20 protein-coding genes are annotated in these 25,251 nt (G+C 60.6%); 5 read left to right on the top strand and 15 right to left on the bottom strand.

What is annotated here, in order from left to right; translation table 11 throughout:
• Positions 1-289: 289 nt before the first annotated feature.
• From AC22G6_RS20165 to AC22G6_RS20145, 5 genes are all read right to left on the bottom strand, one after another.
• Positions 290-1,183 carry a ZIP family metal transporter gene (locus AC22G6_RS20165; protein ID WP_487368254.1) on the bottom strand — a complete coding sequence of 298 codons (894 nt, stop codon included), beginning with the start codon at positions 1,181-1,183 and terminating at the stop codon, positions 290-292.
• A gap of 70 nt (positions 1,184-1,253) precedes the next feature.
• Complete coding sequence (locus AC22G6_RS20160; protein WP_487368253.1) at positions 1,254-2,693, bottom strand: catalase; 1,440 nt, start codon at positions 2,691-2,693, stop codon at positions 1,254-1,256.
• Between the two features lie 67 nt (positions 2,694-2,760).
• Positions 2,761-4,569, bottom strand: coding sequence for an FAD-binding protein (locus AC22G6_RS20155; protein ID WP_487368252.1), 1,809 nt, complete (start codon positions 4,567-4,569; stop codon positions 2,761-2,763).
• A 2-nt stretch (positions 4,570-4,571) separates the two neighbouring features.
• Complete coding sequence (locus AC22G6_RS20150) at positions 4,572-4,787, bottom strand: 4Fe-4S dicluster domain-containing protein (protein WP_487368251.1); 216 nt, start codon at positions 4,785-4,787, stop codon at positions 4,572-4,574.
• A gap of 12 nt (positions 4,788-4,799) precedes the next feature.
• Positions 4,800-6,209, bottom strand: coding sequence for a ferredoxin reductase family protein (locus AC22G6_RS20145; protein ID WP_487368250.1), 1,410 nt, complete (start codon positions 6,207-6,209; stop codon positions 4,800-4,802).
• 160 nt (positions 6,210-6,369) lie between these two features.
• Here AC22G6_RS20145 and AC22G6_RS20140 point away from each other — a divergent pair, with 160 nt between their 5' ends.
• On the top strand, positions 6,370-7,101 hold the full coding sequence (locus AC22G6_RS20140; protein ID WP_487368271.1) for a response regulator transcription factor: 732 nt from the start codon (positions 6,370-6,372) through the stop codon (positions 7,099-7,101).
• Positions 7,098-8,357: a sensor histidine kinase gene (locus AC22G6_RS20135; protein WP_487368249.1), complete on the top strand. Its 1,260-nt coding sequence runs from the start codon at positions 7,098-7,100 to the stop codon at positions 8,355-8,357. The genes AC22G6_RS20140 and AC22G6_RS20135 overlap by 4 nt, the downstream gene beginning before the upstream one ends.
• Here the strand turns inward: AC22G6_RS20135 and AC22G6_RS20130 are convergent.
• The 5 genes from AC22G6_RS20130 to AC22G6_RS20110 all read right to left on the bottom strand — a co-directional run bounded on the left by AC22G6_RS20130 (position 8,335) and on the right by AC22G6_RS20110 (position 12,483).
• A complete protein-coding gene (locus AC22G6_RS20130; protein ID WP_487368248.1) occupies positions 8,335-9,543 on the bottom strand; it encodes a trypsin-like serine protease in 1,209 nt (402 codons plus the stop codon). The genes AC22G6_RS20135 and AC22G6_RS20130 overlap by 23 nt on opposite strands.
• Positions 9,544-9,877: 334 nt before the next feature.
• Entirely contained in the window at positions 9,878-10,603 is a 726-nt protein-coding gene (locus AC22G6_RS20125; RefSeq protein ID WP_487368247.1) for a response regulator, read from the bottom strand.
• Positions 10,604-10,697: 94 nt separating this feature from the next.
• Positions 10,698-10,964 (bottom strand): hypothetical protein, encoded by a 267-nt coding sequence (locus AC22G6_RS20120; protein ID WP_487368246.1) that lies wholly within the window; start codon positions 10,962-10,964, stop codon positions 10,698-10,700.
• A 167-nt stretch (positions 10,965-11,131) separates the two neighbouring features.
• Entirely contained in the window at positions 11,132-11,800 is a 669-nt protein-coding gene (locus AC22G6_RS20115) for a response regulator (protein WP_487368245.1), read from the bottom strand.
• Positions 11,797-12,483, bottom strand: coding sequence for a sensor histidine kinase (locus tag AC22G6_RS20110; RefSeq protein ID WP_487368244.1), 687 nt, complete (start codon positions 12,481-12,483; stop codon positions 11,797-11,799). Before AC22G6_RS20110 ends, AC22G6_RS20115 begins: the two co-directional genes overlap by 4 nt.
• Before the next feature lie 634 nt (positions 12,484-13,117).
• Here AC22G6_RS20110 and AC22G6_RS20105 point away from each other — a divergent pair.
• Both AC22G6_RS20105 and AC22G6_RS20100 read left to right on the top strand, forming a co-directional pair.
• Positions 13,118-13,738: a response regulator gene (locus tag AC22G6_RS20105; protein ID WP_487368243.1), complete on the top strand. Its 621-nt coding sequence runs from the start codon at positions 13,118-13,120 to the stop codon at positions 13,736-13,738.
• Positions 13,728-15,515, top strand: coding sequence for an ATP-binding response regulator (locus AC22G6_RS20100; protein WP_487368242.1), 1,788 nt, complete (start codon positions 13,728-13,730; stop codon positions 15,513-15,515). Before AC22G6_RS20105 ends, AC22G6_RS20100 begins: the two co-directional genes overlap by 11 nt.
• A 68-nt stretch (positions 15,516-15,583) precedes the next feature.
• On the opposite strand, the gene AC22G6_RS20095 is transcribed toward AC22G6_RS20100, so the two are convergent.
• From AC22G6_RS20095 to AC22G6_RS20075, 5 genes are all read right to left on the bottom strand, one after another.
• Entirely contained in the window at positions 15,584-16,594 is a 1,011-nt protein-coding gene (locus AC22G6_RS20095; RefSeq protein ID WP_487368241.1) for a dihydroorotate dehydrogenase-like protein, read from the bottom strand.
• On the bottom strand, positions 16,587-20,213 hold the full coding sequence (gene nifJ, locus AC22G6_RS20090) for a pyruvate:ferredoxin (flavodoxin) oxidoreductase (RefSeq protein WP_487368240.1): 3,627 nt from the start codon (positions 20,211-20,213) through the stop codon (positions 16,587-16,589). Before nifJ ends, AC22G6_RS20095 begins: the two co-directional genes overlap by 8 nt.
• 317 nt (positions 20,214-20,530) lie before the next feature.
• Entirely contained in the window at positions 20,531-21,193 is a 663-nt protein-coding gene (locus AC22G6_RS20085; protein WP_487368239.1) for an HD domain-containing protein, read from the bottom strand.
• A 134-nt stretch (positions 21,194-21,327) separates the two neighbouring features.
• Positions 21,328-22,749: a cytochrome c oxidase accessory protein CcoG gene (ccoG, locus tag AC22G6_RS20080; protein ID WP_487368238.1), complete on the bottom strand. Its 1,422-nt coding sequence runs from the start codon at positions 22,747-22,749 to the stop codon at positions 21,328-21,330.
• 179 nt (positions 22,750-22,928) lie between these two features.
• Positions 22,929-24,335 (bottom strand): aminotransferase-like domain-containing protein, encoded by a 1,407-nt coding sequence (locus AC22G6_RS20075; RefSeq protein ID WP_487368237.1) that lies wholly within the window; start codon positions 24,333-24,335, stop codon positions 22,929-22,931.
• 127 nt (positions 24,336-24,462) lie between these two features.
• On the opposite strand from AC22G6_RS20075, the gene AC22G6_RS20070 reads away from it, so the two are divergent.
• Positions 24,463-25,251: LysR family transcriptional regulator (locus tag AC22G6_RS20070; protein WP_487368236.1), on the top strand; the 789-nt coding region annotated here is incomplete at its 3' end.

Below are 25,251 nucleotides of genomic sequence, written 5' to 3'. Positions count from 1 at the left end.
ATGTACGGGTTTGCCGGGCTCAAGAGAAACGCGCCGACGAGTTGGCACTGGGGTCGATGCGTTGAGAAGGGCAAGCTACCTGCCGGGTCAGCCAGGTGCGACATCGGCGATTCGTGTGCATCGACGATACCGCTCAAGCAGGTTGGCTCGGGTTGAAGATGGTTGTGCAGGTGAAGTCACTGAAATTACGAGGCACTCTGCCAGCGCCAGAGGTTTGGCGCCTGCCCGGCCCGGCAGTAGTGGCGGCACGCCCCGGGAATCAACAGCCTCGCTGCTTCTTCGACCAGGCTCAGCCCAAGGTGGTGTCGAGCACCATCATCAGGGCAAAGCCGGCCATCAGGCCGAGGGTGGCGCTCGTCTGGTGGCCATTGCGATGTGTCTCGGGGATGACTTCGTGTGAGACCACAAAGATCATGGCTCCCGCCGCCAGTCCCAGGCCGATCGGATACGCCAGTGCCAAGCCACCGGCCAGGCCTACGCCAAGCAACGCGCCCACCGGTTCGAGCAAGCCACTGGCCGCGGCAATCAGTACCGAATAGACAGGTTTAACGCCTGCGGTACGCAGGGCAAGTGCAACGGCGAGTCCTTCGGGAATGTCCTGCAAGGCGATTGCCGTGGTGAGCGGCAAGCCTACGCCCATGTCCCCTTGAGAAAAGCTGACGCCGATTGCCATGCCTTCAGGCAGGTTGTGCAGGGCGATGGCAAAGACGAACAGCCAGACTCGACCGCAGATCTCATAACCCGGCCCGCAAGGCCCGGTCTTGTCATGCTCGTGCGGTGTAAACTCATCAAGGCCCAGCATCAGCAAGACCCCGAGCGCCATCCCGAAGACGACGACTGCCGCACCTGTACCCCGATTGCCCAAGAGCGATTCACCGGCTTCAAGTCCCGGCAATAGCAAGGAAAATGCGCTGGCGGCGAGCATCATCCCCGCCGCCAGGCCCAGCATGCTGTCTTCGACACGCTGCGGCAGGCTGCGCATCAGCAAGGCGGGGAGGGCGCCCAGCGCTGTGGTCGCGAAACCCGCCGCCCCGCCGTAGAGCGCAAGGCGTAAGCCGGGTGCTGCATTGCCGGAAATTACTTGAGCAATGCTCTGCCCGAGCAGGACGATCACACCGAGCAGGGAAAGCGCCAGGCCAGTTGCCACCAGTTTGTGCTGCTGCGCATGCGTGCGCAGCAGCACAAACCATGAAGGCCTTGATGCAAGCCCGTTCAGTACGATCGTCTGGCTTCGGTCCATCTTCTATCCTGGTTCAGGTCATCATGCCCAGCGCTTTGGCAACACCGGCGCCATAGGCGGGTTCGCACTTCGTGCAGTTCGTAATGTGGCGACGCTTGATTTCATCTGGCGCATCGCCCATGGCGCGGGCGGTGTTCTCGAACAGACGCTGTTGCTCGTCCGGCGTCATCAAGCGGAAGAGGGCGCGTGGCTGGCTGAAATAGTCGTCATCGTCCTCGCGGAAATTCCAGTGGTCGGCTGCGCCGTTGATTGCCAGCGGCGGCTCACGGAAATCCGGTTGTTCCTGCCACTCATTGTAGCTGTTCGGTTCATAGCCCAGCGTGGAACCATAGTTGCCATCGGTGCGCATCTGACCGTCGCGATGATAGCTGTGCATCGGGCACCGGGGGGCGTTAACCGGAATGTGTCCGTGGTTGACCCCGAGGCGATATCGCTGGGTATCGCCATAGGAAAACAGGCGGCCTTGCAGCATTCTGTCGGGCGAGAAGCCGATGCCAGGGACTACGTTGGCCGGATTGAAAGCCGCTTGCTCGACATCGGCGAAGTAGTTCTCCGGGTTGCGGTTGAACTCGATGACGCCCACCTCAATCAGCGGATAGTCCTTGTGCGGCCAGACCTTGGTGAGGTCGAAGGGATGGTAGGGTACCTTCTCGGCATCCGCCTCGGGCATGGCCTGGATGCAGAGCGTCCACTTCGGGAAGTCGCCGCGCTCGATGGCCTCGTAGAGGTCGCGCTGGTGCGATTCGCGGCATTTGCCGACAGCGGCTTCGGCCTCGGCATCGGTCAGATTCTTGATCCCCTGCTGGGTACGCCAGTGGAACTTGACCCAGAATCGCTCGTTCTGCGTGTTCATGAGGCTGAAGGTGTGCGAACCGAAACCGTGCATGTGGCGGTAGCTGGCCGGAATGCCGCGATCGGACATCACCACGGTGACCTGATGCAGGGCCTCGGGCAAGGAGGTCCAGAAGTCCCAGTTGTTGGATGCGCTGCGCAGGTTGGTGCGCGGGTCGCGCTTGACTGCGTGATTGAGATCCGGGAATTTCAGCGGGTCGCGGAGGAAGAAAACCGGGGTGTTGTTGCCGACCAGGTCCCAATTACCTTCTTCGGTGTAGAACTTGATCGCAAAGCCGCGAATATCCCGTTCGGCATCGGCTGCGCCGCGCTCGCCCGCCACCGTGGACATGCGGGAGAACAGGGGCGTCTGCTTGCCGATCTGGCTGAAGATTTTGGCGCGGGTGTACCGGGTAATATCGTTGGTGACGGTAAAGGTGCCGAAAGCCCCTGATCCCTTGGCATGCATGCGGCGCTCAGGAATGACCTCGCGGTCGAAGTGCGCCAGCTTTTCCAGGAACCAGACATCCTGGAGCAACTGCGGGCCGCGCGGTCCTGCGGTCATGACGTTCTGGTTATCCACCACCGGGCAGCCGGCGGCAGTCGTGAGTTTCTTGTTCATGTTAGCGCTCCAAATTTGCCTGTTGGCAATAAAAACCAGGTTCAACCTGTTCCCGGAGGCCGCCCTCTCAAGTTTCCGCCAATTCGAAAATGCTGAGGCTGGCCACCATTAGCTTCGAATGACTACGCACTGACGAAGTCTGGCCACAGTCAAATGGCTGCTTCTCCAGTTGCATCTGCCCCTTGTCGTCCTGCCAGATGTTGATCCATGCCTGCCAGTTCTCGTAGTCGATATCCGGGCAGTCGAGGCGGTAGTGACTGCAGCGGCTCTCTCTGCGCATGAGCGAGGCTTTCAGCTTCATCTCTGCAGTAATGATCATGTTTTCCGTTTCGTGTGCGAGGCGGAGTGCATGGAGATCGTCCGCCAGGAGCATCGGCACATGGTGTTCGCGCAGCTCTTCGACGTATGCCAGCGCGCCCAGCATCATTCTTTCCTTTTTGATGTAGAGGACGAAGTTGGGGATCATGACGCCCTGCAATACCTGGGTTACCCACGCAGGGCTGTATCCACGCTCCCGCTTGAGCGGTGCCAGAATTTCGGTGGTCACTTTCTCGATTTGCGCGCTTGATACCGTGACCTTGCCCTTCAGTCTCAGGCTTTCCCTGGCTGCGGCTTCGCCCGCGATCGCGCCTTGCACTGCAGAGCCCGCCAAGGAGCCGCCAATCTGGGTGTAGATGCCGCCTGACATGTAAGAGCCGAGGGCATCGCCCGCTGCATAGAGGCCCGGAAGTGTTGAAAGCCCCTCCTCATTGACGGGCACAAGTCCTTCCGATTTATGGATCGCCATGCCGGCGCTGGATCCACCCACCTGTTCGCCACCCATCCCCGGAGGGCCTGCGTTCGGCGGTCCGGCAAACAGCCCCCTCAGCCCGCCCTGTTGGGGAGGGGGAGGTGGCTCGGTGTGACGAAACGCCTCAGGAACATAGGGGCCGCCATTTTCAGCAGGCGGGCTCTCATCCTGACCGGGCCCGGGCGGTCCCATCACGACGGGTCCACCCTGCGTATAGGCCTGATAGTTGAGGTCTACACCCAAGTGGTGGTTGACCGTCACGTCAGTTGTTGAAGGCTTTTCTTCGACCTGCCCATGCCAGTTGTCGTAACTCGAGCCGGAGTTCTTTGCAGAACCAGGATGGCCGTCATTCCACTCCTTGCCGGTTACCTTCGCGCCCGCCTTATAGGCCATGATGGTGCCGTCATGGGTAAGGTCGGAAACGGGGAAGCCGTTAGGTTTGAACCCGCCTGAGCCGGTACACAGAACGACGGATTTTGCCAGGTAGTGAATGATTCGCTCTTCATCCAGCATGAACCCGGATGCACCGACGATCCGCCCATCTTCTTTCAGCAGATGGGTAATCATGATTCGCTCATCGACGGCAATCCGGCGTTCGTTGATCGGCCGCATGAAGCTCTCGTGGTATATCGGGGAATCGAAGAATCCCCACGATTTCAATTCCTGCACCCGGTCATAGGAGTGCTCGGCAAGCTGACGGGTAAATACCGGGTTGTTGGTCTGTATCGCCGATTCCGAGACTTGGGCAACAAAGTCGTCAATACTCACCTTTGCATTCTTCTTGTCGTAGCTGAAGATGCCTTTGGCAAACGGTGTCAGTCCTGAGCTGCCCACACGTCCCTTCGAAACCATCAACACTGTTGCTCCGGCATCGTGGGCTTTGATGGCAGCAAACAGACCCGCCATGCCTCCGCCGATCACAAGCACGTCGACTTCACGTTGTTCGTGCTTGAAGTCTCCAGCGTGGATCTTGGGGTTGTTGATCTGAGCAGGGGCATCGAAATCCAGGCTCGCAAGCGCCACGGCGCCCGCCAGACCACCGGCTATACCCATGAACTGCCGACGCGACAAAGATAGCGTGCTCATCATTACCTCCAGGAAACCATGACCGGAATGGATTTTTCGGGTGTGATCTTGATTGCGCCTACGGGGCAGTAAAGCCGGCACAGGTGGCAGATCTGGCAGTCTTCCGGATAGCGAATTTCAGCCTTGTTCGTCTGCCTGTTCATACGGATAACGTCCGTTGGGCAACTCTTGACACAGGCTTCGCATCCGATGCAGCCGGAGATTTGATGGATAGGCATACGTTTCTCCCTCTAGAACGCCAGCTGTTCAAAGTGAATGTTGTTTGATGGCACGCCGATCGCCCTGAGCTGCTTCACGTTGGCCGCAATCATTCCCTCGGGGCCGCACAGATACACTGTCCAGTCAGCGTGCTTGCCCGGATCGATCGCGGCGCGGATTGCAGACTCATCGATCACGCCTTGCCGGATATCGAGCCCGGCCTCTTCCATTCTTTCCGGCAGCTGGTTGCAGATCAGCTTCAGCGAGAAGTTGCGCATCGTTGAGGTGAGCGCTTGAAGCTCAGGGATTGCCACCATGCGCTCGAGACTCTGGTTGCCGTAGATTAGTCGCACAGGCCGCGTTTCATTTCTTTTCGCGAATTCGCGCAACAGGCCCAGCAGGGGGGCGATACCAGCACCACCTGCGATCAGCGTGATCCCCGACGATACGTTGCTTTGATCCACGCTCATGCTTCCGTAAGGACCATCCACGTACACCGTCTGGCCTGGGTGCAGGGTGTTCAGGCTGCTGGTGTAGTCGCCAAGCTCACGAATGATGAAAGAGAGCGTTCCCGTCTCCATCTCGCCACCCGCAATCGAGAACGGATGCTGTTCCAGATTGAATGGCGTATTCGAGGTGTTGATCCACACAAACTGCCCGGCTTCGAAGCTGACCTTCGACTGCGATTCAGACTGAATCGTCAGTTTCCAGTCACAGTCACTGACCTTTGTTATTTCCCGGACTGCAAAAGGTTGCGAGCGGATGAGTCGCGGCTTGATCAGATAGTTGTAGAGCACCAGCATCATTGAAGCTGCGTACAGACCCCACCACACCAGATTGAACTCCTGTTCATACTGACCGTGGCTCCCGACAGATGTAATGTGAAATGCCGCCAGTGTGGCAATCGCAATGAATCCGCACACATGCAGCAGACGCCAGGTTTCGTAACGGATATTGAGCCGGTTCTTGAAAACGGCCATCAATACCCATACCGACATGGCCACCCAGGCGATGACACCGGTCAGCGTGTTGGGGGAGGTAATCATCGCTGTTGCGCTGGTCATCAGATCGTCGGCAGACAACAGCGCTTTCGGCGCAACAATCAGGAGGGGATGGAGAAAGAAAAAGATCCCCAGCCATTTTCCGATCGTCTTGTGAGTCGAGATGCTCCAGTCAATGTTGGAGAACCACGACAGATTGCGAAGCCTTCCGGCCAGGGGAAACTGAATGAAGAAAGCCATCATCGCGAGTACGTTGAGCGCGCTGAGTACATAACGATAGATATCGTGAAACTCGACGCCCTGGGCGCTGGCAATTGCCCACGGTGCGACCAGCATGACCGAATAGGTTAGGATCAGCTTCTGCTTTTCAGTCAGGCGAAATGACACGCTTTCAAGGGGATGGGCATTTCGATCCAGTTCGAGGCTTGTTGCGTGCTTCATGACTGCTTCACCCGTTGCATTGATGTTGCGACCGAGAATATCAATGGCGGGGTTAAGCCCGGGTTAACGGCAGCAGGGAAGATCGAACAGCGCCGACAGGGTTAACGAGCCGCGCCATAACCCTGTGTTAACCCCAAGGCTTGGTAGGATCGGGGCCTTGGTGGGCGCCCGCCCGCTGCACGCGTTATTCGAGGAATCAATGGGGTCAGAGCACATACAACTTCTGCTTGTCGAGGACGATCTCGATCTGGCGACCGCGATCATCGACTACCTCGCACTGGAGGGGATCGAGTGTGACCACGCGGCCAACGGACTGTCGGGGTTCAACCTCATCAAGCAGAACGTCTACGATGCGGTGATCCTGGATCTGAATCTCCCCAGAATGAGCGGTCTTCAGGTGTGTGAGCAACTGCGTGCTCAAGGTATTGATGTGCCAATACTGATGCTTACGGCGAAGGACACGCTTGACGACAAACTGACCGGTTTCTCGGTCGGTGCGGATGACTATCTGGTGAAGCCGTTTGCCATGGAAGAACTCATCGTGCGTGCGCAGGTCTTGTCCAAACGGAGAAGTGGTCAGGTCAGCAAACTGGCTGTTCATGACCTCGAGCTGGATCTGAAACAGCAGAAGGCGATGCGTCACGGTGCGATCCTGAAGCTGTCACCAATCGGTTTCAGAATTCTGGAAGTGCTGATGCGCGAAAGCCCCAATCCGGTATCACGTGAAAAGTTGATGCAAATCGTCTGGGGCGACGAACAGCCTGACAGCAACAGCCTGAAAGTGCATATGTTCAACCTGAGAAAGGCGGTTGATGGCGCGTCGGACTGCAAGTTGATTCATACCATCGTCGGTCGGGGCTTTGTACTGCGGTCAGAAGAAGCGCCGACATGAAGATCCGTCCTAGCCTGAGACGCTACTTTCTTGGTTCCATCCTTGTCACCGGAGTCGTGACGATAGCGGCAATGGCATATGTCAGCTATCACTTCTATTTCCTGGGCGTCGACTTTTCGATTTCCGATGTCATGCGAACCACTGCGTATCAGGTGGCAGTGTCTGACGGCAAGCCGCAAGAATTAAATGGTTTCACTGTTGCAACGCGCTGGGAGGATCTTCCTGCAGCCGTCCGAAGCCACCTTGACGAAAGCGAAATGGTTGACGAAAGGCTGCTCAAGTTCGTTGACGGCAATCCACTGTTCTCTCCTCCCAAGGCGCGTTATTTTGCGATCAGGCTCAACAGGGGAGGCGAGCAGCGTTATGTGGCATCCATGTTTGTGAGCGATTCACATACCTTGGATGCACCAAAGGACCCTCCCGATTTTCTGTATATATTTGCGATTGCCCTTGTGGCGATCAGCCTGTTTTCACTGGTCCCGGTCCTGTTGCTGAAAAAGGTTGCGACGCCCATCGAGCGGCTGACAACATGGGCAAAGGATCTGGGAAGCGAAGCGCTGGATAAACCCGCCCCGAAGTTCCATTACAGTGAATTGGACAGTCTGGCGCAGATTGTCCTGTCGAGCCTGAGATCAGTACAGGAGAGCGTAGACCGGGAGAAGCTCTTTCTCGGTTATGCGAGCCACGAGTTAAGAACCCCGATCGCGGTTACACGGGCCAACAGCGAGTTGCTTCGCAAAATGATCGAGAAGGGGATCAGCAGTACGCGCCAGCTGGAGGTGCTTGGGCGGATAGAGCGGGCAGGCCTGACCATGACGGATCTGACGGAAACCCTGCTGTGGCTCAACCGACACTCGGAGAAGTCCCTGCCAACGAGTCCGGTTGAGCTGGACGGATTGATTGAAAAGCTGGTCGAAGAGCTCTCCTACCTGCTTTCGGGAAAAACGGTAGACGTTGCGATCAGGTGCGAACCCATCGTGCTTGCCTTGCCTGAGGCGCTTTGCCGGATCGTCATTTCCAATCTGATCCGCAATGCATTTCAGTACACCTGGTCGGGCAGAGTGGACATCAGTCTGACCGGGAAGAAACTTGAGATTCTGAACATCAACGAGGCAGATGAAGAACGGAATGACGAGCTCGGCTTTGGACTGGGCCTGGAGCTTACCGAGCGTCTTGTTGGTCAGCAGGGCTGGGGCTACTCCAATAGGGAGACTGGCGCTGGGCGTCATGTGGTCATTGAATTCGATGTGAAGTAAGCTCGCCTCGCGTTCTTTGGTCATGTTGAATGGGGTGCCGCCGGCGCATGAAGCAGCCAAGACCCATCAGCCCCAGAAGCACCAGCGCACGGCTGTCGGGTTCCGGTACGGTGTTGTTGTACATCAGGCTTTGAATCCAGTCCGAATGCAAATAGACCGGTACGTAACCAGTGAGCTCCCCAAAGGAAGCATTGAGCGAATTGTCTACGTCCCCCCAGGGCGACCAAAAGGTTAATCCGTAAGAATTAACGGACGCGATCAGACCATCGACGAAGCCTGCTCCGCCCGAGTCACCTGGCGCCTGGGCAGCTTCACGCGCGCCGAGTCCCGTGTCGCAAAATATGGATCCTGCCGCCGCCGCCATGTTGCTGGCCATCGCGATGAGGCAGCTCGAATCGTTCTGAGTCAAACCACTGTCAAAGTCCGCCACCCACGAGTGCTCTATCTGCGTTTCAGGATAGCCAAGCACGTTTGCCCATTGATCGCCGAATATATCGTCGCCAAGCCTGTAATCATAGGTATTCTCTCCAGTGCGCAAGCGCCCAAAAAGGTTATTGGTGCCTGTTGCTCCGTCTCCAAGACGGCCGTAACCTGTGACCACAAAATCCTTGCCCGCCAGGTCAGGGTCGGTGTAAAGGCCGTAGGATGTCGTCCACGCCGGCGCACTATCCGATAACCGGAGGACGGCGATATCATTCTGATCGATGACGCGACCTGAATACTCCGAGTGGACGAAGTAGTCAGATACGGCCACCACACTTACACCTGCGGCAGGCACCCCACTGGCCAGTATGCGAGTGTCCGCAGCCAATCCACCGTCAGGCTGAAAGAGGACCATTGTCGATAGTGGGTTCGCAGCGCCTGCGCCATGAGAGACACAGTGTGCCGCGGTGAGGATTGAGCGCCGGTCGCTGAGCAGCGATCCCGAACACGCGTAAGAGCCTTCTGCGCCGTAGTTCATCACCAGACTGACTGCACCGTTGTATGCGGGGTAGGTCGGGTGATAGATCGAATCTCCGGCGGGGTCACTGGAATTTCCAGTGCTCGTCACGCCGACCAGCAGGCTTTGCGCGATCCACGAGAAGCCTTCATATGTGCCGGAGATTGTCGAGGCGCAAACAGGCCCTGCACCAAGACAGAATAAGGCGGTCGTTGCTGCCGCCAGGGTGCTGCGAACAATCGCCATCATTTTGTCCTCACAAACGATTTTACATCTGAGATGAAACACGGTTCGCGATGAACACGAGGCGCTGCGTTCACGTCACGTTGTGTCATTGCGTTATTGACTGAGTTCAGGCCTTGAGCAAGCCAGCCCTCATGCGCTGCGCAGATCTCTGTCTGGACGGCATGATCTTGGTCCGGGTGAGGGCCGTCAATAATGCTCAAGGACTAGTGTGGTCCTGCCCGGCGCGGGAAACCGGTGCGACGAGCGCGATGTCCGAGGGCGCATTCCGGTATGGCGGCAGCTTCGTGAAGAGCGTCGTCAGCGCGTTGTGCCCTTCCTCGGTTGTGGCGATCTGCTACCGCGTCTCCTCGATCTGAATCGCATGGCGAATGAGGTCGCGGCCGGTCTTGATGCGGAGTTTCGTCTTGAGGCTTGCGAGCTGGGTTTCGATGGTCTTGATGCTGCGATTCTGAATTTGCGCGATTTCAAGAGTGCTGAAGCCCAGTCCGAGCAAATGCAGCACTTCGGATTCCCGTTCGCTGATGCGAGGGGCCGAGGTAGCGCGGTTGCTGCCGGAGACGAGCACGCGATGGGCGATGCTGCTTTGCATCGCATCGCTGAGGTACACCTGGCCAGCCAGAATCCGGTCGATTGCCTCAAGAATATTCCGCGTGCTCTCCTGCTTCATGAGGTAGCCATTGGCGCCCGCATTCAACGCGCGTTCAGCATAAACGGATTCGTCGTGCATGCTCAGCGTCAGAATCAACACATTCGGATAGCGCGATCGGAGCGTTGCAATCAGCTCGAGCCCGGAACTGCCGTTCAGTGACAGATCCACGATACAGAGATCGTGCAGGCAGGACTGCATTGCAAGCAGCGCATCATCTGCATTCGCTGCCTGGCAACACAGGTGCAGGTCGTCCCGCGGATTCAGGAACTGGGCCATGGCTTCGCAAACGATGGGATGGTCATCGACCATAAGGATGCGAGGCTTGACCGGCACCGAATGTGTGACCTTCATCGTTTTTCTCTCCATGTGCAAAGTGCACGTGACCGCTTGCCTTGCCCGCGACCCGGTCACGCGCTCTGCATTGACCGGTCACGGTAATTCACCGTTGCAATCACCCTGCGCGTCATGGTGACGTGTGCGGACTGGATTGTCAGCGGTGAGCAACTCAATCGGTTTTCACCAATGCACCTCCAGCTTGATCGGGGCTGGCCGATGATGAATATCGCCTTTGCTTGCCGGTAACACGTGCGCGCATTGAACCGTAGCGGGTACCTTTCGAGCGGAACTGGCTTTGCTTTTTTTCTGCTTTCGCAGGCTCGCGGGCTTCCCGCGCATTTTGAATCGTCTGCCAGTCGGGGCCGGCGGAAGCGGCGCTGCATGCAAGGATGAGCGTAAGTGCGGACAAGGTTCTGAAAAGCGATTTATTCTGCATGGCGTTGGCCTCCGGATTGAAGTTGAAGGGCAGCGCAGACCGGTTTGTGTCTGAAGCGTTCTGCCCATTTCACTTTAATCAGCGCCGGAGTCGGCTGGTATCAGGCACCCTCTGATATTGCTTAGTGGATTTCCCTATTTCATGCGACCGCCGGGGCGGGTGTCAGCTCAATCGGCCTTTAGCCAGTGCATGGCAAAACGCTCAAGGTCGCGACCGCGAGAGATGTTCAATTTTTCCTTGATGTTTGCGCGATGCGCGTCGATCGTTTTTACGCTGCGATTGAGCTTGTGCGCGATCTCGCGCGAGCTGTTGCCCATGCCGATCAGGTGAAGGATGGAAAACTCGCGATCGCTCAGTGTTGCCAGGGGCGACGCGGGTGCGACGGCGGCGCCCGTGAGTTTCCCGCTGAGTGAGCGCTGCATGGCATCGCTGAGATAGGGCAGGCCACCGAGTATCCGGTTGACGGCCCTGAGGATGTTGGGCGTCCCTTCCTGTTTCATGAGGTAGCCATTCGCGCCGCAGCGCAATGCATGTTCCGCGAACTCCGATTCTTCATGCATGCTGATGACCAGAATTCCGATATCGGCAGACTGGTGGCGAATGGAGGCAATCAGATCGAGACCGGAGTCTCTGTTGAGAGACATATCGACGATCGCGAGGTCATGCCTGTGCGTGCAGGTGCGGGTCATCGCGTCCGCAGCATCTTCAGCCATGCAACAGACGAACAGATTGCTTTGCTGGTTGAGAAACATCGCCATCCCTTCACGCACAATCGGATGGTCATCAACAATCAGAATTCGGGCGTTTTTCGAAGCCGGCTGTTGGCATTGAGTCATGGGTTCCGGCTCGTCTTTGGTACCACGGCAGTAATGATCGTGCCCCTGCACGGGTGGCTGCTTACTTTCAGCATTCCGTCGAGGATGTCCGCACGATAGTGGGCATTACGCAATCCCATGCCGTCGCCGTGACTGACAGTTGCCAGATCGAAGCCCGACCCGTTGTCCTCAATACACAAACGGTATGTGCTTTCCGCTTCGTCCAGCCTGATCAGAATGTGACTCGCGTTCCCGTGACGGAGCGCGTTGTTGACGGCCTCTTGTGCGATCCGGTAAAGGTTGATTGCAACAAGCGGGTCGTCAACCGCAACAGGCGCGTCGGCCCGGAACTCGCAGGCCACGTTTCTCAGATGGCAGGTCGTGTCGGCCAGTTGCTCAAGTGCGGCATTCAGTCCGGCAGTTTCAAGAATGGCGGGATACAGGCCCCTCGACACTGCGCGGACCATGTCGTTTGCCTGGTTGATGAGATCGACAATGCGTAGGGCGTGGCTGGCTTCGGGGTGATTCTGCGCTTCAAGTCTTTGCTGAAGCGTTGCGCCGAACAAGGCAATGCTGGTCAGGTGTTGTCCCAGACCGTCGTGCAGATTGCGCCCAAGCATGCGTTGCTGGTGCTCCTCGGCGCGGATCAGTTCGCCCTCGAGGTGGCGGCGCCTGGCCACTTCCACGTCTAGTGCATGATTCATCGCAGCCACCTGGCTGCTTCGCTTCCGCACCTTGTTCGTGAGCGTTTCGTACAAACGCACCAGTCGGTCCTTGCGGAGTCGGCCCTCGACGGCAAGGGTTGCGAGGACAAGCCCGGTGATGCCTATCGCCACGGTAAAAACCTCCCAGTGCGCAACGCCTGTCGTTGCGGAGTCCGGTTCGAAGGAACGCGTCCCCCGTGTTGCACCGGACATGGCAAGGAGGGCGATGACATGTATCAACACGTTTGCACAGCTTAGGTCGATACGCAGCCGGTACCGAAAGACGAATGGAAAAGCGGCGCGGCTAGGGGCTGCTGCACAAGGCCATGGGCATTGCAATTGCGATGCGTCAGGATCGGTCGCATGCCATCAGTGCTCGGTCGGAGTGCCTGCGTCGTTCATTACATTGTCAACCTGGTCGTCGTGAGTCGCGTGCAAGGCACTGCTCAGGTGGCATACTCCTCGGCTGTTTCAGGTGCGTCAATAATGCTCTAGGACTAGCAAGGACGCGGCGCAGCGACCGTTTTGGTGCGCGTTGTCGATGCTTCTGCCCGAGAGCATGCGCTATCGCAAGCTCTCGATTGCTGGACCAAACTTTGCTTGGGTTGGATGTCTTCACTTGGTGTCATTCATCATGAAATTTCTGCTCGTCGACGATCATGCGTTGTTCCGCCATGGCTTGCGTGAGTTGCTGTCCCGGCTTGCCGGAAACCATGTCTTCGTTGAGGCGGAGAATTGCGCGGTAGCCTTGGCCGAAGTGAGTGCGCACCCGGATATCGATCTCATCCTGCTGGATCTGGCCTTGCCCGATCTGAACGGGCTGGATGGCCTGGTGCGGCTGCGGGAGCTGTGCCCGACGACGCCTGTCGTGTTGCTGTCGGCCAACGAGAATTCGCACATCATTGTCGATGGCCTGCGTCGCGGCGCGCAGGGGTTTATCCCGAAGTCCTCGAGCATTGACGAGATGACAGCAGCGTTGACGCAGATTCTTGCGGGAGAGATCTACGTGCCGATGATCGGCATGGTGGGGCGGGCAGAACCGCCGGACGAGAATCGCACACTTACAGTGCGGCAACGGGAGGTACTGGCGCTGCTGGTGAAGAACCGGTCGAACAAGGAGATTGCCGACGCCCTGGGCATGCGCGTGAACACCGTGCGGGTGCATGTGGCGGCCATTCTCAAGATTCTCGATGTCGAGAACCGTAACGATGCGGCCCGCGTTGCGCTCGGCATGGGAGTGGCAAATGGTGGCTGACGCATCCGTGGCGCAGGGCTTTCAGGCCCGGATTCACGACGAACAGATCGAGCTGCTGTTCCGCTATACGCCTCTCGCGCAGATGACGAACCTGACTGTGGCGACGGTGCTGGTCGGCTTCCTCTGGCGCGTCATCGATCCGGACATCCTGCTGGGCTGGTGGGCAGCCGTTGCCGTCGTCGTGCTGTTCCGCCTGGGGCTGACGATCGCCTATCGGCGCCGCACTGCCGGCTCGCGGATTGCATGGCATACGCTGATGACCGCGGGCGCCGTGTTGTCCGGTGTGACATGGGGCGCGGCGGGCGTGCTGTTCTTTGTACCTGAGTCGGCGGTCACGCTCGTCTTTCTGACGATCATTCTGGCAGGCATGTCGGCGGGCACCATCGCATCCCACTCATCGTGGCCGCCAGCGCAGTTTTCCTATGCCATTCTGACCATGACACCCATCGCGGTGTGCTATCTGCTTGAAGGCAGCGAGCTCTGGATCCTCGGGCTGATGTGTCTGATTTATTTTGTCAATGTGCTTGCCTTCGCGCGCCAGCTCAGCCGGACGCTGCTGGAGTCCATGCGCTTGCGGCTGGAGAATCAGGAACTGGTGCTGCAGTTGCGCGAGGAGATGTCGGCTGCGGAAGTGGCACGTGCGCGTGCAGAGGACGCGAATCTCGCCAAGTCGAAATTTCTTGCTGCGGCCAGCCACGATCTGCGCCAGCCGCTGCAGGCAATGAACCTGTTCATCGAGGCGCTGCGCACCGAGAAAGACCCCGTGCGCGCCGAGCGGGCGCGCTTTGCACTGGGCGATTCGGCGCAGGCGCTGGAGGGCTTGCTCAATGATCTGCTCGACATCTCCAGGCTGGAGGCGGGATTGTTCAGCCCAAGAATCCGGATAATTTCGCTGCAGTCACTGTTCGATGCACTGAAGCGGGAGCTGCAGCCACTGGCGGAAGAGAAGGGGATCGAGCTGGGCTTCGTCAGGACGCGCCTCAAGGTTGCGAGTGATCCCAGCATGCTGGGCCGCATCCTGCGCAACATCATCAGCAATGCAATCCGTTACACCGAGCAGGGCGCGGTACTCGTGGGCTGCCGCCGCAAAGGTGACCAGGTCGCAATCGCGCTTTGCGACACAGGGCCCGGAATTGCGCCCGAGTTTCACGAGGCCATCTTCCGCGAGTTCTATCAGTTGGGAAATCCCGAGCGTGACCGTCACAAAGGGCTGGGGCTGGGGCTCGCGATTGTCGACGGCCTGTGCCGCATCCTCGATCACCCCCTTGAGCTCAAGTCCAGGGTGGGGCATGGCTCCACCTTCTCGGTTCGCGTGCCGAGCGCACCGGGCGATGTGCCCTGCCTCGATGACACCGAGGAGACAGCGTCCTTTGGTCTGCGCGGCTTTGCCGTGATGGTGGTCGATGACGACCAGGCCATCCGTGAGGCCTTGGCCGAGGTTCTCGGTGGCTGGGGCTGCCACGTACTGACCGCCGGGAGCGCAGGGGATGCGCTTTCGCAGCTGGCCGACGCCGCCTTCTCGCCAGACGCGATCATTGCTGACTACCGGTTGCGCGAGGGGCGCTCCGGGACCGAGGCCATTGCCGAGATCCGACGCGCCCTTGGCCGCGATGTGCCGGCTGCCATTCTGACCGGCGACACCGCTCCGGAGAGGCTGCGTGAGGCCAGCGCCAGTGGGCTGCTGTTGCTGCATAAGCCCGTGCAGCCGTCGCGACTGCGCGCCGTTCTTTCGCGATGGCACGCAGAGGCGGTCGGCGCCTTGCATGAACTCGCCTGAGTGCGCGCTGCTCGTCGGTTGCGCGGCGGTGCTGCGGTTTCGTAACCCGCTTGCTGCAGGGCCGGCCTTCAGTAACGCACGCCGTCCGGCGGCGTAAACGAATCGATGGCGTTGAGGTAGGCGGCGCGGGCGAAGGCGCTCGGGTCGGGCGAGTTCTGCTGGCTCATCGACCCCTTCAGCTGCGCCACCGAGTCGTATTCGCGCTCTTCGAGCCAGCGGCCGATGCCCTGCAGGATGTCGCGCAGGGCCTGTGGGCCGCGCTGCAGCAGTGCGCTGGCGAGATGCACCACGTCGGCACCGGCGAGCAGCATCTTGAGGGCATCGTCGGCGCTATGCACACCGCCGGTGGCCGCCAGCGACAAGCCTGTGCGGCCGCGCAGAATGGCGATCCAGCGCATCGTGAGCAGGGCGTCGGCGGAGCTTGAAAGCTGCACGCGATCGACCACCGTGAGTGTCTCGAGGTCGATGTCCGGCTGGAAGAAGCGGTTGAACATGGATACGCCGGCGGCACCGGCCTGTTCTGCCTGCTGCACAAAATTCGGCAGCGACGAGAAGAAGGGCGACAGCTTCATGCTGATCGGCACGTTCACGACCGCCTTCAGGGACTGCAGCAGCGAGAGGTAGCGCTGTTCGATCTCGGCAGCGGTCACACCCGGATCGCTGGGCATGTACCAGGCATTCAGCTCGAGCGCATCGGCGCCTGCGGCCTGCATCTCCTTGCCCAGCTCCACCCAGCCATCGGCCGACGAGCCGTTCAGGCTTGCCACCACCGGGATGGAGAGACGCGACTTCAGCTGCTGGATCTGTTCCAGATAGGTGTCGAGCCGGCTCTGGTAATCATGACCGGCGGGCAGGTGTCCCGCCGACTCGCCAAAAGCGTCGGGGTTGAGCAGAAAGCGGTCCATCATCTGCTCGTCACGCTTTACGTCCTCCTCGAACAGCGAATGCATGACGACGGCTGCAGCGCCGGCATCTTCGAGGTGCAGCATCGCATCCAGTTCGTGGCTGAGCGGTGTGGAGGAGGGCACCAGCGGATTCTTCAGCGCCAGGCCCAGATAGGTGGTGGATAGATCAGGCATCGGGCGTCTCCTTGGTTGCGGCAGCGTCTTTGGCGTTTTCGTCGAGGGCCACCTCGGGCGGCACCATTTCGGAGAGTTCCACGTATTCCTGATGGCGCAGGCGCGCGTCCTTGCCCGCCTGTGCGATGAAGCTGGCCGAGGCCTGCGGATTGAGCCGCTCGAGCACGGTGAATCGTCCTTCTGTGCGGGCGAAGTCGCCGAACGGAATGCTTGGTACGGCGCTATCGACGGACAGGGGATTCTTGCCCCGTTCGCGCTGGCGTGGGTCATAGCGCAGCAGCGGCCAGTGTCCGGACTTGACCGCGAGGTCCTGCTGGCGATGGTTGTGCTGCATGTCCACGCCGTGGGCGATGCACGGACTGTAGGCAATGATGATCGATACCCCGGGATAGCTCTCGGCCTCGATGAAGGCCTTGAGCGTATGCACGTCCTTGGCTCCGTAGGCGACCTGGGCGACGTAGACGTTTTCGTAGTCCATGGCGATCCGGGCGAGATCCTTCTTGCGGTTCGGTTTTCCGCCGGCGGCAAACTTGGCGACCGCGCCGCGCGGCGTCGCCTTGGAGTTCTGGCCACCGGTGTTGGAATAGACCTCGGTGTCGAGCACCAGGATATTCACGTTCTCGCCCGAAGCCAGCACATGGTCGAGGCCGCCGAAGCCGATGTCGTAAGCCCAGCCATCGCCGCCGATGATCCACACACTGCGGCGGATGAGATAGTCGGCGATGGTCGCCAGTGCCTCGGCGGCAGGCGTGGCAAGCGCAGCCAGCTGCGCCTTGAGCGCGGCGATGCGTTGCCGCTGCTCGTGAATGCCGGCTTCGTCTGTCTGGTCGGCCTCCAGCACGGACCGGACCCGTTCCTCACCGAGAACCGGCGTCATCTCGTGCAGTTTCACCTGTGCAGCCTTGGCCAGCTGGTCGGTTGCCAGGCGCATGCCGAGGCCGAACTCGGCGTTATCCTCAAACAGCGAGTTGCTCCATGCCGGGCCCCTGCCTTCGGCGTTGGTGGTGTAGGGCGTGGTTGGCAGGTTGCCACCGTAGATCGACGAGCAGCCGGTGGCGTTTGCCACCATCATGCGGTCGCCGAAGAGTTGCGTGGCGAGGCGGATATAGGGGGTTTCGCCACAGCCGACGCAGGCCCCCGAGAACTCGAACAATGGTGCCAGCAGCATCGATCCCGGCACGGTGGTGCGCTTGGCCAGCTTGCGGTCATAGTCGGGCAGTTTGACGAAGAAATCCCAGTTCTCGGCCTCGCGCTCGCGTAGCGGGGCCTGCTCGGCCATGTTGATTGCCTTGCGCGAGACGTTCGACTTGTCGCGGATCGGGCAGATATCGACGCACAGCGTGCAGCCGGTGCAGTCCTCCGGTGCGACCTGGTAGGTCATCTTCCAGCCGCTCGGGTAGTCCTTGCTGCGGATCGCCATCTGCTTGAAGGTCGAGGGCGCTCCGGTGGCGAGCTCCGCCGGGTAGGCCTTGACGCGGATCGCCGCGTGGGGGCACACGAACACGCACTTGCCGCACTGCGTGCACAGGTCGCTCTCGACGACCGGAATCTGCAGCGCGAGGTTGCGCTTCTCGTAGCGGGCGGTGCCGGTCGGCCAGGTGCCGTCGGCGGGAAACAGCGACACCGGCAGCGTATCGCCCTTGCCGGCGATCAACGGCAGGGTCAGCCTGCGTACAAACTCGGATGCCTGCGGCTCGCTGCGCGCCTGGGTACTGCTCGCAGCGCTGTCATGGTTCTGCGGCAGGGCCACTTCGTGCAGGCAGGCCAGGGTCATGTCGATGGCGCGGTAGTTCAGTTCGGCAATGCGACGCCCCTTGCGACCGTATGTCTTTTCGACCGCGTGCTTGATCGCGGCAATGGCTTCGTCCTGAGGCAGAATTCCCGAAATTGCAAAGAAGCAGGTCTGCATCACGGTGTTGATGCGCCGCCCCATGCCGGCGTCCTGCGCCACCTGATAGGCGTCGATCACATGCAGGTGGATGCGCTTGTCGATCAGCTGTCGCTGCATCGTGGCGGGCAGCGTTTCCCAAACCCTGTTCGGTGCGACCGGCGTGTTGAGCAGAAACACGGCGCCCGGCGCGGCGTGCGACAGCAGGTCGTGGGTTTCGAGAAAGAGCGGCTGATGACAGGCCACGAACTTCGCATCGCCCGCGCCGGTGAGGTAGGTCGAGCGGATCGGCTGGGTGCCGAATCGCAGGTGCGACACCGTCATCGCCCCCGACTTCTTGGAGTCGTAGACGAAGTAGCCCTGTGCGTTGAGCTCGGTCTCGTCGCCGATGATCTTGATCGAGTTCTTGTTGGCGGAAACCGTGCCGTCCGACCCGAGACCGTAGAACACCGCGCCAAAGGTCTCACGCACTGCGTCGGTGCGGAAGCCCGGGTCGTAAGGCAGCGACAGATGCGTGACGTCGTCCTGAATGCCCACGGTGAAGCGTCGTTTCGGGCTCGGCTCGTCAAGGGCGGCGAACACCGAACACACCATCGCCGGATTGAATTCCTTGGAGGCCAGCCCATAGCGGCCGCCGATGACCTTGGGCAAACGGGCAAAGCGTGGCGTCTCGCCGGATGCGTTCTCGGCCAGTGCCACCATCACGTCCTTGTACAAGGGTTCGCCCTCGGCGCCTGGCTCCTTGCAGCGGTCGAGCACCGCAATTGCACGGGTTGTGGCGGGCAGGGCGGCAACCAGCGCTTCGGGTGCAAGGGGGCGGAACAGGCGCACCTTCAGCAGGCCGACCTTTTCGCCCTGCCGATTCAGGTGCTCGACGGTTTCCTGTGCGGTTTCAGCGCCGGAGCCCATGAGCACGATCACGCGCTCGGCATCGGGCGCACCGACGTAGTCGAACAGCCTGTATTCGCGTCCGGTCGCCGCGGCGAACTGATCCATGCAGGCCTGCACGACGGCAGGGAAGGCATCGAACCAGGGGTTACGCGCTTCGCAGGCCTGAAAGAAGACATCGGGGTTTTGCGAACTGCCGCGCAGGACCGGGTGTTCCGGCGACAGCGCACGCTCGCGCTGGGCGGTGATGCGGTCCTGCGGCAACATGTCGCGCAGCAGCGCATCATCGACCGGAACGATCTTGGCGACTTCGTGCGAGGTGCGGAAACCGTCAAAGAAGTGCAGCACCGGGATGCGTCCGGCAAGGCTGGCTGCCGACGCGATCACCGCCATGTCCTGCGCTTCCTGAACCGAGTTCGAGGCCAGCAGCGCGAACCCGGTGCCGCGCGTCGCCATCACGTCCGAGTGGTCGCCGAAGATCGACAGCGCATGTGTTGCCACCGCCCGTGCCGCGACATGAAAGACCGTCGGTGTCAGTTCGCCGGCGATCTTGTACATGTTGGGGATCATCAGCAGCAGGCCCTGCGAGGCGGTGAAGGTCGTCGCGAGTGCGCCGCCCTGCAAGGCGCCATGCACGGTGCCGGCCGCACCGCCTTCCGACTGCAGTTCGACCACACGGGGAACGCAACCCCATACGTTGGTCGTGCCCTGTGACGCCCACTCGTCCGACAGCTCACCCATGCCTGACGAAGGGGTAATCGGATAGATGGCGATCACTTCGGAAACGCGATACGCCACATTGGCAACGGCTTCGTTGCCGTCGATGGTTAGCATGAGGTTCATGTCAAATCCCGCCCTGAAGAGTGTGCGGCGTGCTCGCGGAGAAGTGTCCGTGCCGTGAATGCTGCGTCGCAGCATCCTCATTCTACGAGGATTTTCGACCGGGGTCTGGTTCAAATGTCATTATTCGACCACTGGTTCGGAAAAACGTGCGATGCAGGATGGGGGACTGCCGTTGGTCGGGTTTTGAATGATGTTGCGAAGCAATACGCATGAATCGGAGGCATGCTGGGCCGCGCGGCAGCCCATTCCGTCAGCCTTGAACTGGCTGGCGCCCGCAGCTCGGGCGGTCAGGTATCTCGATGCGGATGGGCTGAAAGTCAGTCGTCGGGCGTACCCCATTCCTGCAGAAACCTGGCGACGAAGTCCTGCATGTACTGCGTGCGCTCCTCGGCGAGCGCGCGGCCGCTGGTGGTGTTCATGCGGTCCTTGAGCAGAAAGAGCTTCTCGTAGAAGTGGTTCAGACTCGTTCCCTTCGCAGCCTTGTAGGCTTCGGCTGTGGCGTGCATGACCGGCGCCTCGTCCGGGTCATACATCAGGCGCCCGGCGTGGCCGCCGTAGGCAAAGCAGCGCGCGATGCCGATTGCGCCGATGGCGTCGAGGCGGTCGGCATCCTGCACGCATTTGCCTTCGAGGGTCTTCATTTCGGTATGGACGCCCGCACCCTTGAATGAGATCGTCGCAACAATGTCCGTGACCTGATCGATCACGTCCTGCGTCGCGCCCTCCTGCCGCAGCAGGCGCGCGGCCTCGATGGGGCCCTTGGTGTCATCGCCGTCATAAAATTTCCAGTCCGCGATGTCGTGGACCAGCGCGGCCAGCTCCGCCATGTCCACGTCCGCGCCTTCCTGCGCAGCGATCTGCCGCGCCAGCTTTCTGACCCGGTTGATGTGGTGCCAGTCGTGGCCGGAGCTTTCGTCCGCGAATTTCGACTTGATGTGTTCGGCGACGCGCTCGACGAGCCTGCGTTGGGGTGTGTTCATGCTTGGGAGGAGTCCGGATCGGTCAGTAGTTCAGGGCTGCGCGGATGATACCAAGCGGAGCCACCCCGGCCGGCACCCGTTTGCAGGCGGATTCCCTGACAACCGGGGGCGGCCAACGCGCATCGGGTGTCACGCTAGTCCTGACGTAGCGCCCCGGCCAGGGTGACGGGCAGCAGGAAAGATGTTTTCTCCACCACCCGCGTTTCGGGGGCTTCGAGGTCCTGAATCGTGAAATGGATCTGCTGGCTGCCGCGCAGGGACGAATCTGCCGTGCCGGACACGCTCACCGACAGGCTTGTGATGCTGCCCGCGGTTGCGTCGAAAGTGTCGGTGCTTTCCAGGCGGATGTCTGCCGGGCCGTCAACCTGTACGCGAAAGCGGCGGGGCTGCTCAAGCATGTTGGCGACCTTCAGGATGTAGTCGTTCTCGATTCGCCCCGCATCATTCAGTCGCATCAGGGCGTGCCGGTCGCGCAGGATATCCACCGCAAGCGGGGTGCGTTCGATCAGCATCCACGCGCCGGTCACTGCGAAGAGAACAAGCGTGGCCAGGTAGACCTGGACCCGGGGGCGGAGCAGGGCGGGGCGCGGGGTGGCCTTCGGTGCGGACAACTCGCGTTCTGTTGCGAAGCGGATCAGGCCCTTGGGTGCGCCGATCCGTGTCATGACCTCATCGCAGGCGTCGATGCACAGCCCGCAGTTGATGCAGGCATATTGCAGGCCCTCGCGGATGTCGATCCCGGTCGGGCACACCTGAACACATACGCCGCAGTCGACACAGTCGCCCTGAGGTGCGCGCTCGGGCTGGCGCCTGGAAAGTGTTCGGCGTGGTTCGCCGCGCAGCACGTCATAGCTGACATTGCGGGTGTCGGGGTCGCCCATCACCCCCTGGAAGCGCGAGTAGGGACACATGTGCATGCACACCATCTCACGTGCGAACCCGGCCAGCAGGTAGGTGAATGCGGCATAGAAGAACACCCAGAATCCCTCCCATGGGCCGAGTTCGGCCGGCAGGCGCGCGAGCAGGTCGCGAATCGGGGTGAAGTAGCCGACAAAGGTGATCGCCGTCCACAACGCAATCGAAAGCCAGATCACGTGCTTGGTGGCCTTGATCGCAAATTTGCGCAGGCCGGGCGGGGACTGGTCCAGTCGCATCCGTGCCAGGTGGTCGCCCTCCACCCTGGTCTCGACCCAGCGAAAGATGGCGGTGTAGACGGTTTGCGGGCAGGCAAAACCGCAGAACACCCGCCCGGCCAGTGCCGTGGCGAAGAAAAGGCCGGTTGCGGCGACGATCAGCATCACCGCGAGCAGCATCGCGTCCTGCGGCCAGAGGACGAGCCCGAACAGGTGGAACTTGCGTTCTTCGATGTCAAACAGGACCGCCTGTTGGCCGCCCCATTCCAGCCAGCACAGACCGTAGAAAATGATCTGCGTGATCCACACCATGGACCAGCGCAAGGTGTTGTATCGGCCGGCGGTGGTGCGAGGGTGGATCTTCCCGGTCTTGTTGTAGAACTCGATCCGGGCGCCTTGGGCTTTGTTGACGCGCGCGTGCATGAGGGCTTTCTCCGTTGCGACCCGAATCACCTTCAAAATGAGGTGTTCCGGGCAGTGGCGCGAGTAAACCATCGGGCTGGAGAGCGTTACAGTCTCAGATTGTCGCTAATTCGACCATAACAGTTTGGAGGGGCTGCACCGGATGGAAGCGAGCGGGGCCGGATGCGCCGGAACCCGGGTCAGCGCTTGATCAGCTGCCCCAGCTTCATCACCGCGGCCTCCACACTTTCCGACCAGGGATGGCCGAAGTTGAGCCGGATGCAGTTGCGGTAGGCCTGTTTGGCCGAGAACAGCGGGCCGGGGGCGATGCTGATGCCGGCGTCGAGTGCGTCGCGATGAAGGGCGAGGGCATCGACGTCGTCCGGCAACGCGATCCACATGAAGTAGCCCCCGCGCGGCCGGGTGATGCGCGTGCCGGGCGGAAAGTGGCGGTCGAGCGCGGTCGCCATCTGCACTTCCTGCATCTCGAGGGCTGAGCGCAGTCGGCGCAGGTGGGTGTCGAACGCGCCCTGTTTCAGAAAGTCGGCAATCGCGATCTGCACCGGGATTGTCGTCGCAAGGCTGGCGGAGAATTTCAGGCGCTGAATCTTCTGCGCAAAGCGGCCGGCAGCGACCCAGCCCACGCGGTAACCGGGCGCAAGGCATTTCGAAAACCCCGACACATGCAACAACAGGCCGTCGCTATCGAGCGCCTTGGTCGCCAGCGGCGCCTCACGCCCGAAATAGAGTTCGGCATAGGTGTCGTCTTCGATCAGTGGCACCGCGTGGCGACGCAGCAGCGCGATCAAGGCCTTGCGCGAATCGTCAGGGACCAGGCTTCCCATGGGGTTCTGGAAGTTGAGCATCAGCAGGCAGGCTTTCACCGGATGATGGCGCAGGGCGTCTTCGAGCGCGTCTAGGCTTACGCCGGTGCGCGGGTGGGTGGGAATCTCGATCGCGCGCAGGCCACGGCGTTCGATCATCTGCAGACTGGCATGGAAGGTCGGGGATTCGATGGCGACGAGGTCGCCGGGCGAGGTCGTCGCTTCAAGGCAGAGATTCAACGCCTCCATTGCGCCGTTGGTGATGACGATCTCGCTCGGCTGCAATGATGCGCCACGGGACAGGTAGCGCAGTGCGATCTGACGTCGCAACTCCTCATTGCCCGGCGGCAGATCGGTCACCGTTGCACGCGGATTCATGTGACGTGCGGCAGCCGCAAGGAAGCGCCCCAGCTTGTCCAGCGGGTACAGGTCGGGACTCGCGAAGCTCGAACCCAGCGGCACCACGGATGGATCTTTCACCGATTCGAGAATCTCGAAGATGAAGTCGCTGACCTCGAGCTTGGTCGCAGCGCCTGCTGGCCGCGTGATCTCCGGCTCTGGCAGCCCTGTGAGCAGTCTTGGCCGCACGTAATAGCCCGACTGCGGGCGGGCCTCGATCAGGCCGCGACTCTCCAGCAGATAGTAGGCCTTGAGAATGGTCGACGGGCTCAGGCGTTGCGACTTGCAGGCACTTCGCACCGACGGCAGGCGGTCGCCGACCCGAAGCACACCGTCGGCGATGCGCCTTTCGATGTCGAATGCGAGCTGTTCGTACAGGTTCATGGCTGGTGCGCTGCGTGAATATTGGTGATGCGTCAATGCGTCTGAGACTTGTGGCGCCGGGTCTTCGCCTGACGCATCGTGAGTAAAACGATTCCCCAAGCCAAAGTCGGGCACCGATAATAGTCCCATGAAACGAATCGACTTCACCTCGATGGCCTACTTCGTGGCCGTATGCGAGACCGGCGCCATCGCCAAGGCGGCAGAGCGCGAGCATATCGTGGCGTCTGCGATCAGCAAGCGGCTGGCAGAGCTGGAGGCGGATTTTGGTGTTCCCCTGCTCGAACGCGGCGCGCGCGGCGTGAAGCCCACTGCCGCCGGGGAAGCGCTGCTGTTTCACGCGCGCACGGTGTTACGCAGCGTCGACCGTCTGCATGCAGAGCTTTCGGAGTATGCGCAGGGTGTGCGTGGCCATGTCCGCATGCATGCAAACATCTCTGCGGTGGTCGAGTTTCTGCCGGAAGATCTGCGCGTTTTCATGGCAAACAATGAAGGCATCAAGATCGATCTGCAGGAACACCTGAGCGCCGACATCCTGCGCGCAGTGGAGGAGGGGCGTACGGATCTCGGGGTCGTCTCCGCGAGTGACGAGGTCGAAGGGCTCGAATACTTCCCCTACCGTCAGGACGAACTCGTGCTCGTCGTTCGTCCGGATCACCCGCTGGCGGCGATGCGCGAAACCGGATTCGCTGCCACCCTGGCCTGCGACCATGTCGGCCTGAGCCAGAACAGTTCGCTCTACACCTTGCTCGAGCACGCAGCCGCCGAGGCTGGCCTGACCCGACGACTGCGGATTCATGTCACATCCTTTGATGCGCTGTGCCGGATGGTGGATGTGGGTCTTGGGGTCGGCGTTGTGCCGCGCCGGGTCGGCAACTTCTTTGCCTCCGCGCTCGGCCTCAGGCTCGTCGGCCTCACC

It is taken from the genome of Parazoarcus sp. PS-13 R2A (assembly GCF_057621855.1).
Note: the sequence above shows the minus strand (reverse complement) of the source record. Positions and strands in the feature narration are given on the sequence as shown.

Bases quoted from the DNA above. Each gene is read 5' to 3' on its own strand.
- AC22G6_RS20160 (WP_487368253.1), bottom strand. From the start codon at position 2,693: ATGAACAAGAAACTCACGACTGCCGCCGGCTGCCCGGTGGTGGATAAC.
- AC22G6_RS20155 (WP_487368252.1), bottom strand. From the start codon at position 4,569: ATGAGCACGCTATCTTTGTCGCGTCGGCAGTTCATGGGTATAGCCGGT.
- AC22G6_RS20150 (WP_487368251.1), bottom strand. From the start codon at position 4,787: ATGCCTATCCATCAAATCTCCGGCTGCATCGGATGCGAAGCCTGTGTC.
- AC22G6_RS20145 (WP_487368250.1), bottom strand. From the start codon at position 6,209: ATGAAGCACGCAACAAGCCTCGAACTGGATCGAAATGCCCATCCCCTT.
- AC22G6_RS20135 (WP_487368249.1), top strand. From the start codon at position 7,098: ATGAAGATCCGTCCTAGCCTGAGACGCTACTTTCTTGGTTCCATCCTT.
- AC22G6_RS20130 (WP_487368248.1), bottom strand. From the start codon at position 9,543: ATGGCGATTGTTCGCAGCACCCTGGCGGCAGCAACGACCGCCTTATTC.
- AC22G6_RS20120 (WP_487368246.1), bottom strand. From the start codon at position 10,964: ATGCAGAATAAATCGCTTTTCAGAACCTTGTCCGCACTTACGCTCATC.
- AC22G6_RS20115 (WP_487368245.1), bottom strand. From the start codon at position 11,800: ATGACTCAATGCCAACAGCCGGCTTCGAAAAACGCCCGAATTCTGATT.
- AC22G6_RS20110 (WP_487368244.1), bottom strand. From the start codon at position 12,483: ATGAATCATGCACTAGACGTGGAAGTGGCCAGGCGCCGCCACCTCGAG.
- AC22G6_RS20105 (WP_487368243.1), top strand. From the start codon at position 13,118: ATGAAATTTCTGCTCGTCGACGATCATGCGTTGTTCCGCCATGGCTTG.
- AC22G6_RS20100 (WP_487368242.1), top strand. From the start codon at position 13,728: ATGGTGGCTGACGCATCCGTGGCGCAGGGCTTTCAGGCCCGGATTCAC.
- AC22G6_RS20095 (WP_487368241.1), bottom strand. From the start codon at position 16,594: ATGCCTGATCTATCCACCACCTATCTGGGCCTGGCGCTGAAGAATCCG.
- nifJ (WP_487368240.1), bottom strand. From the start codon at position 20,213: ATGAACCTCATGCTAACCATCGACGGCAACGAAGCCGTTGCCAATGTG.
- AC22G6_RS20085 (WP_487368239.1), bottom strand. From the start codon at position 21,193: ATGAACACACCCCAACGCAGGCTCGTCGAGCGCGTCGCCGAACACATC.
- ccoG (WP_487368238.1), bottom strand. From the start codon at position 22,749: ATGCACGCGCGCGTCAACAAAGCCCAAGGCGCCCGGATCGAGTTCTAC.
- AC22G6_RS20075 (WP_487368237.1), bottom strand. From the start codon at position 24,335: ATGAACCTGTACGAACAGCTCGCATTCGACATCGAAAGGCGCATCGCC.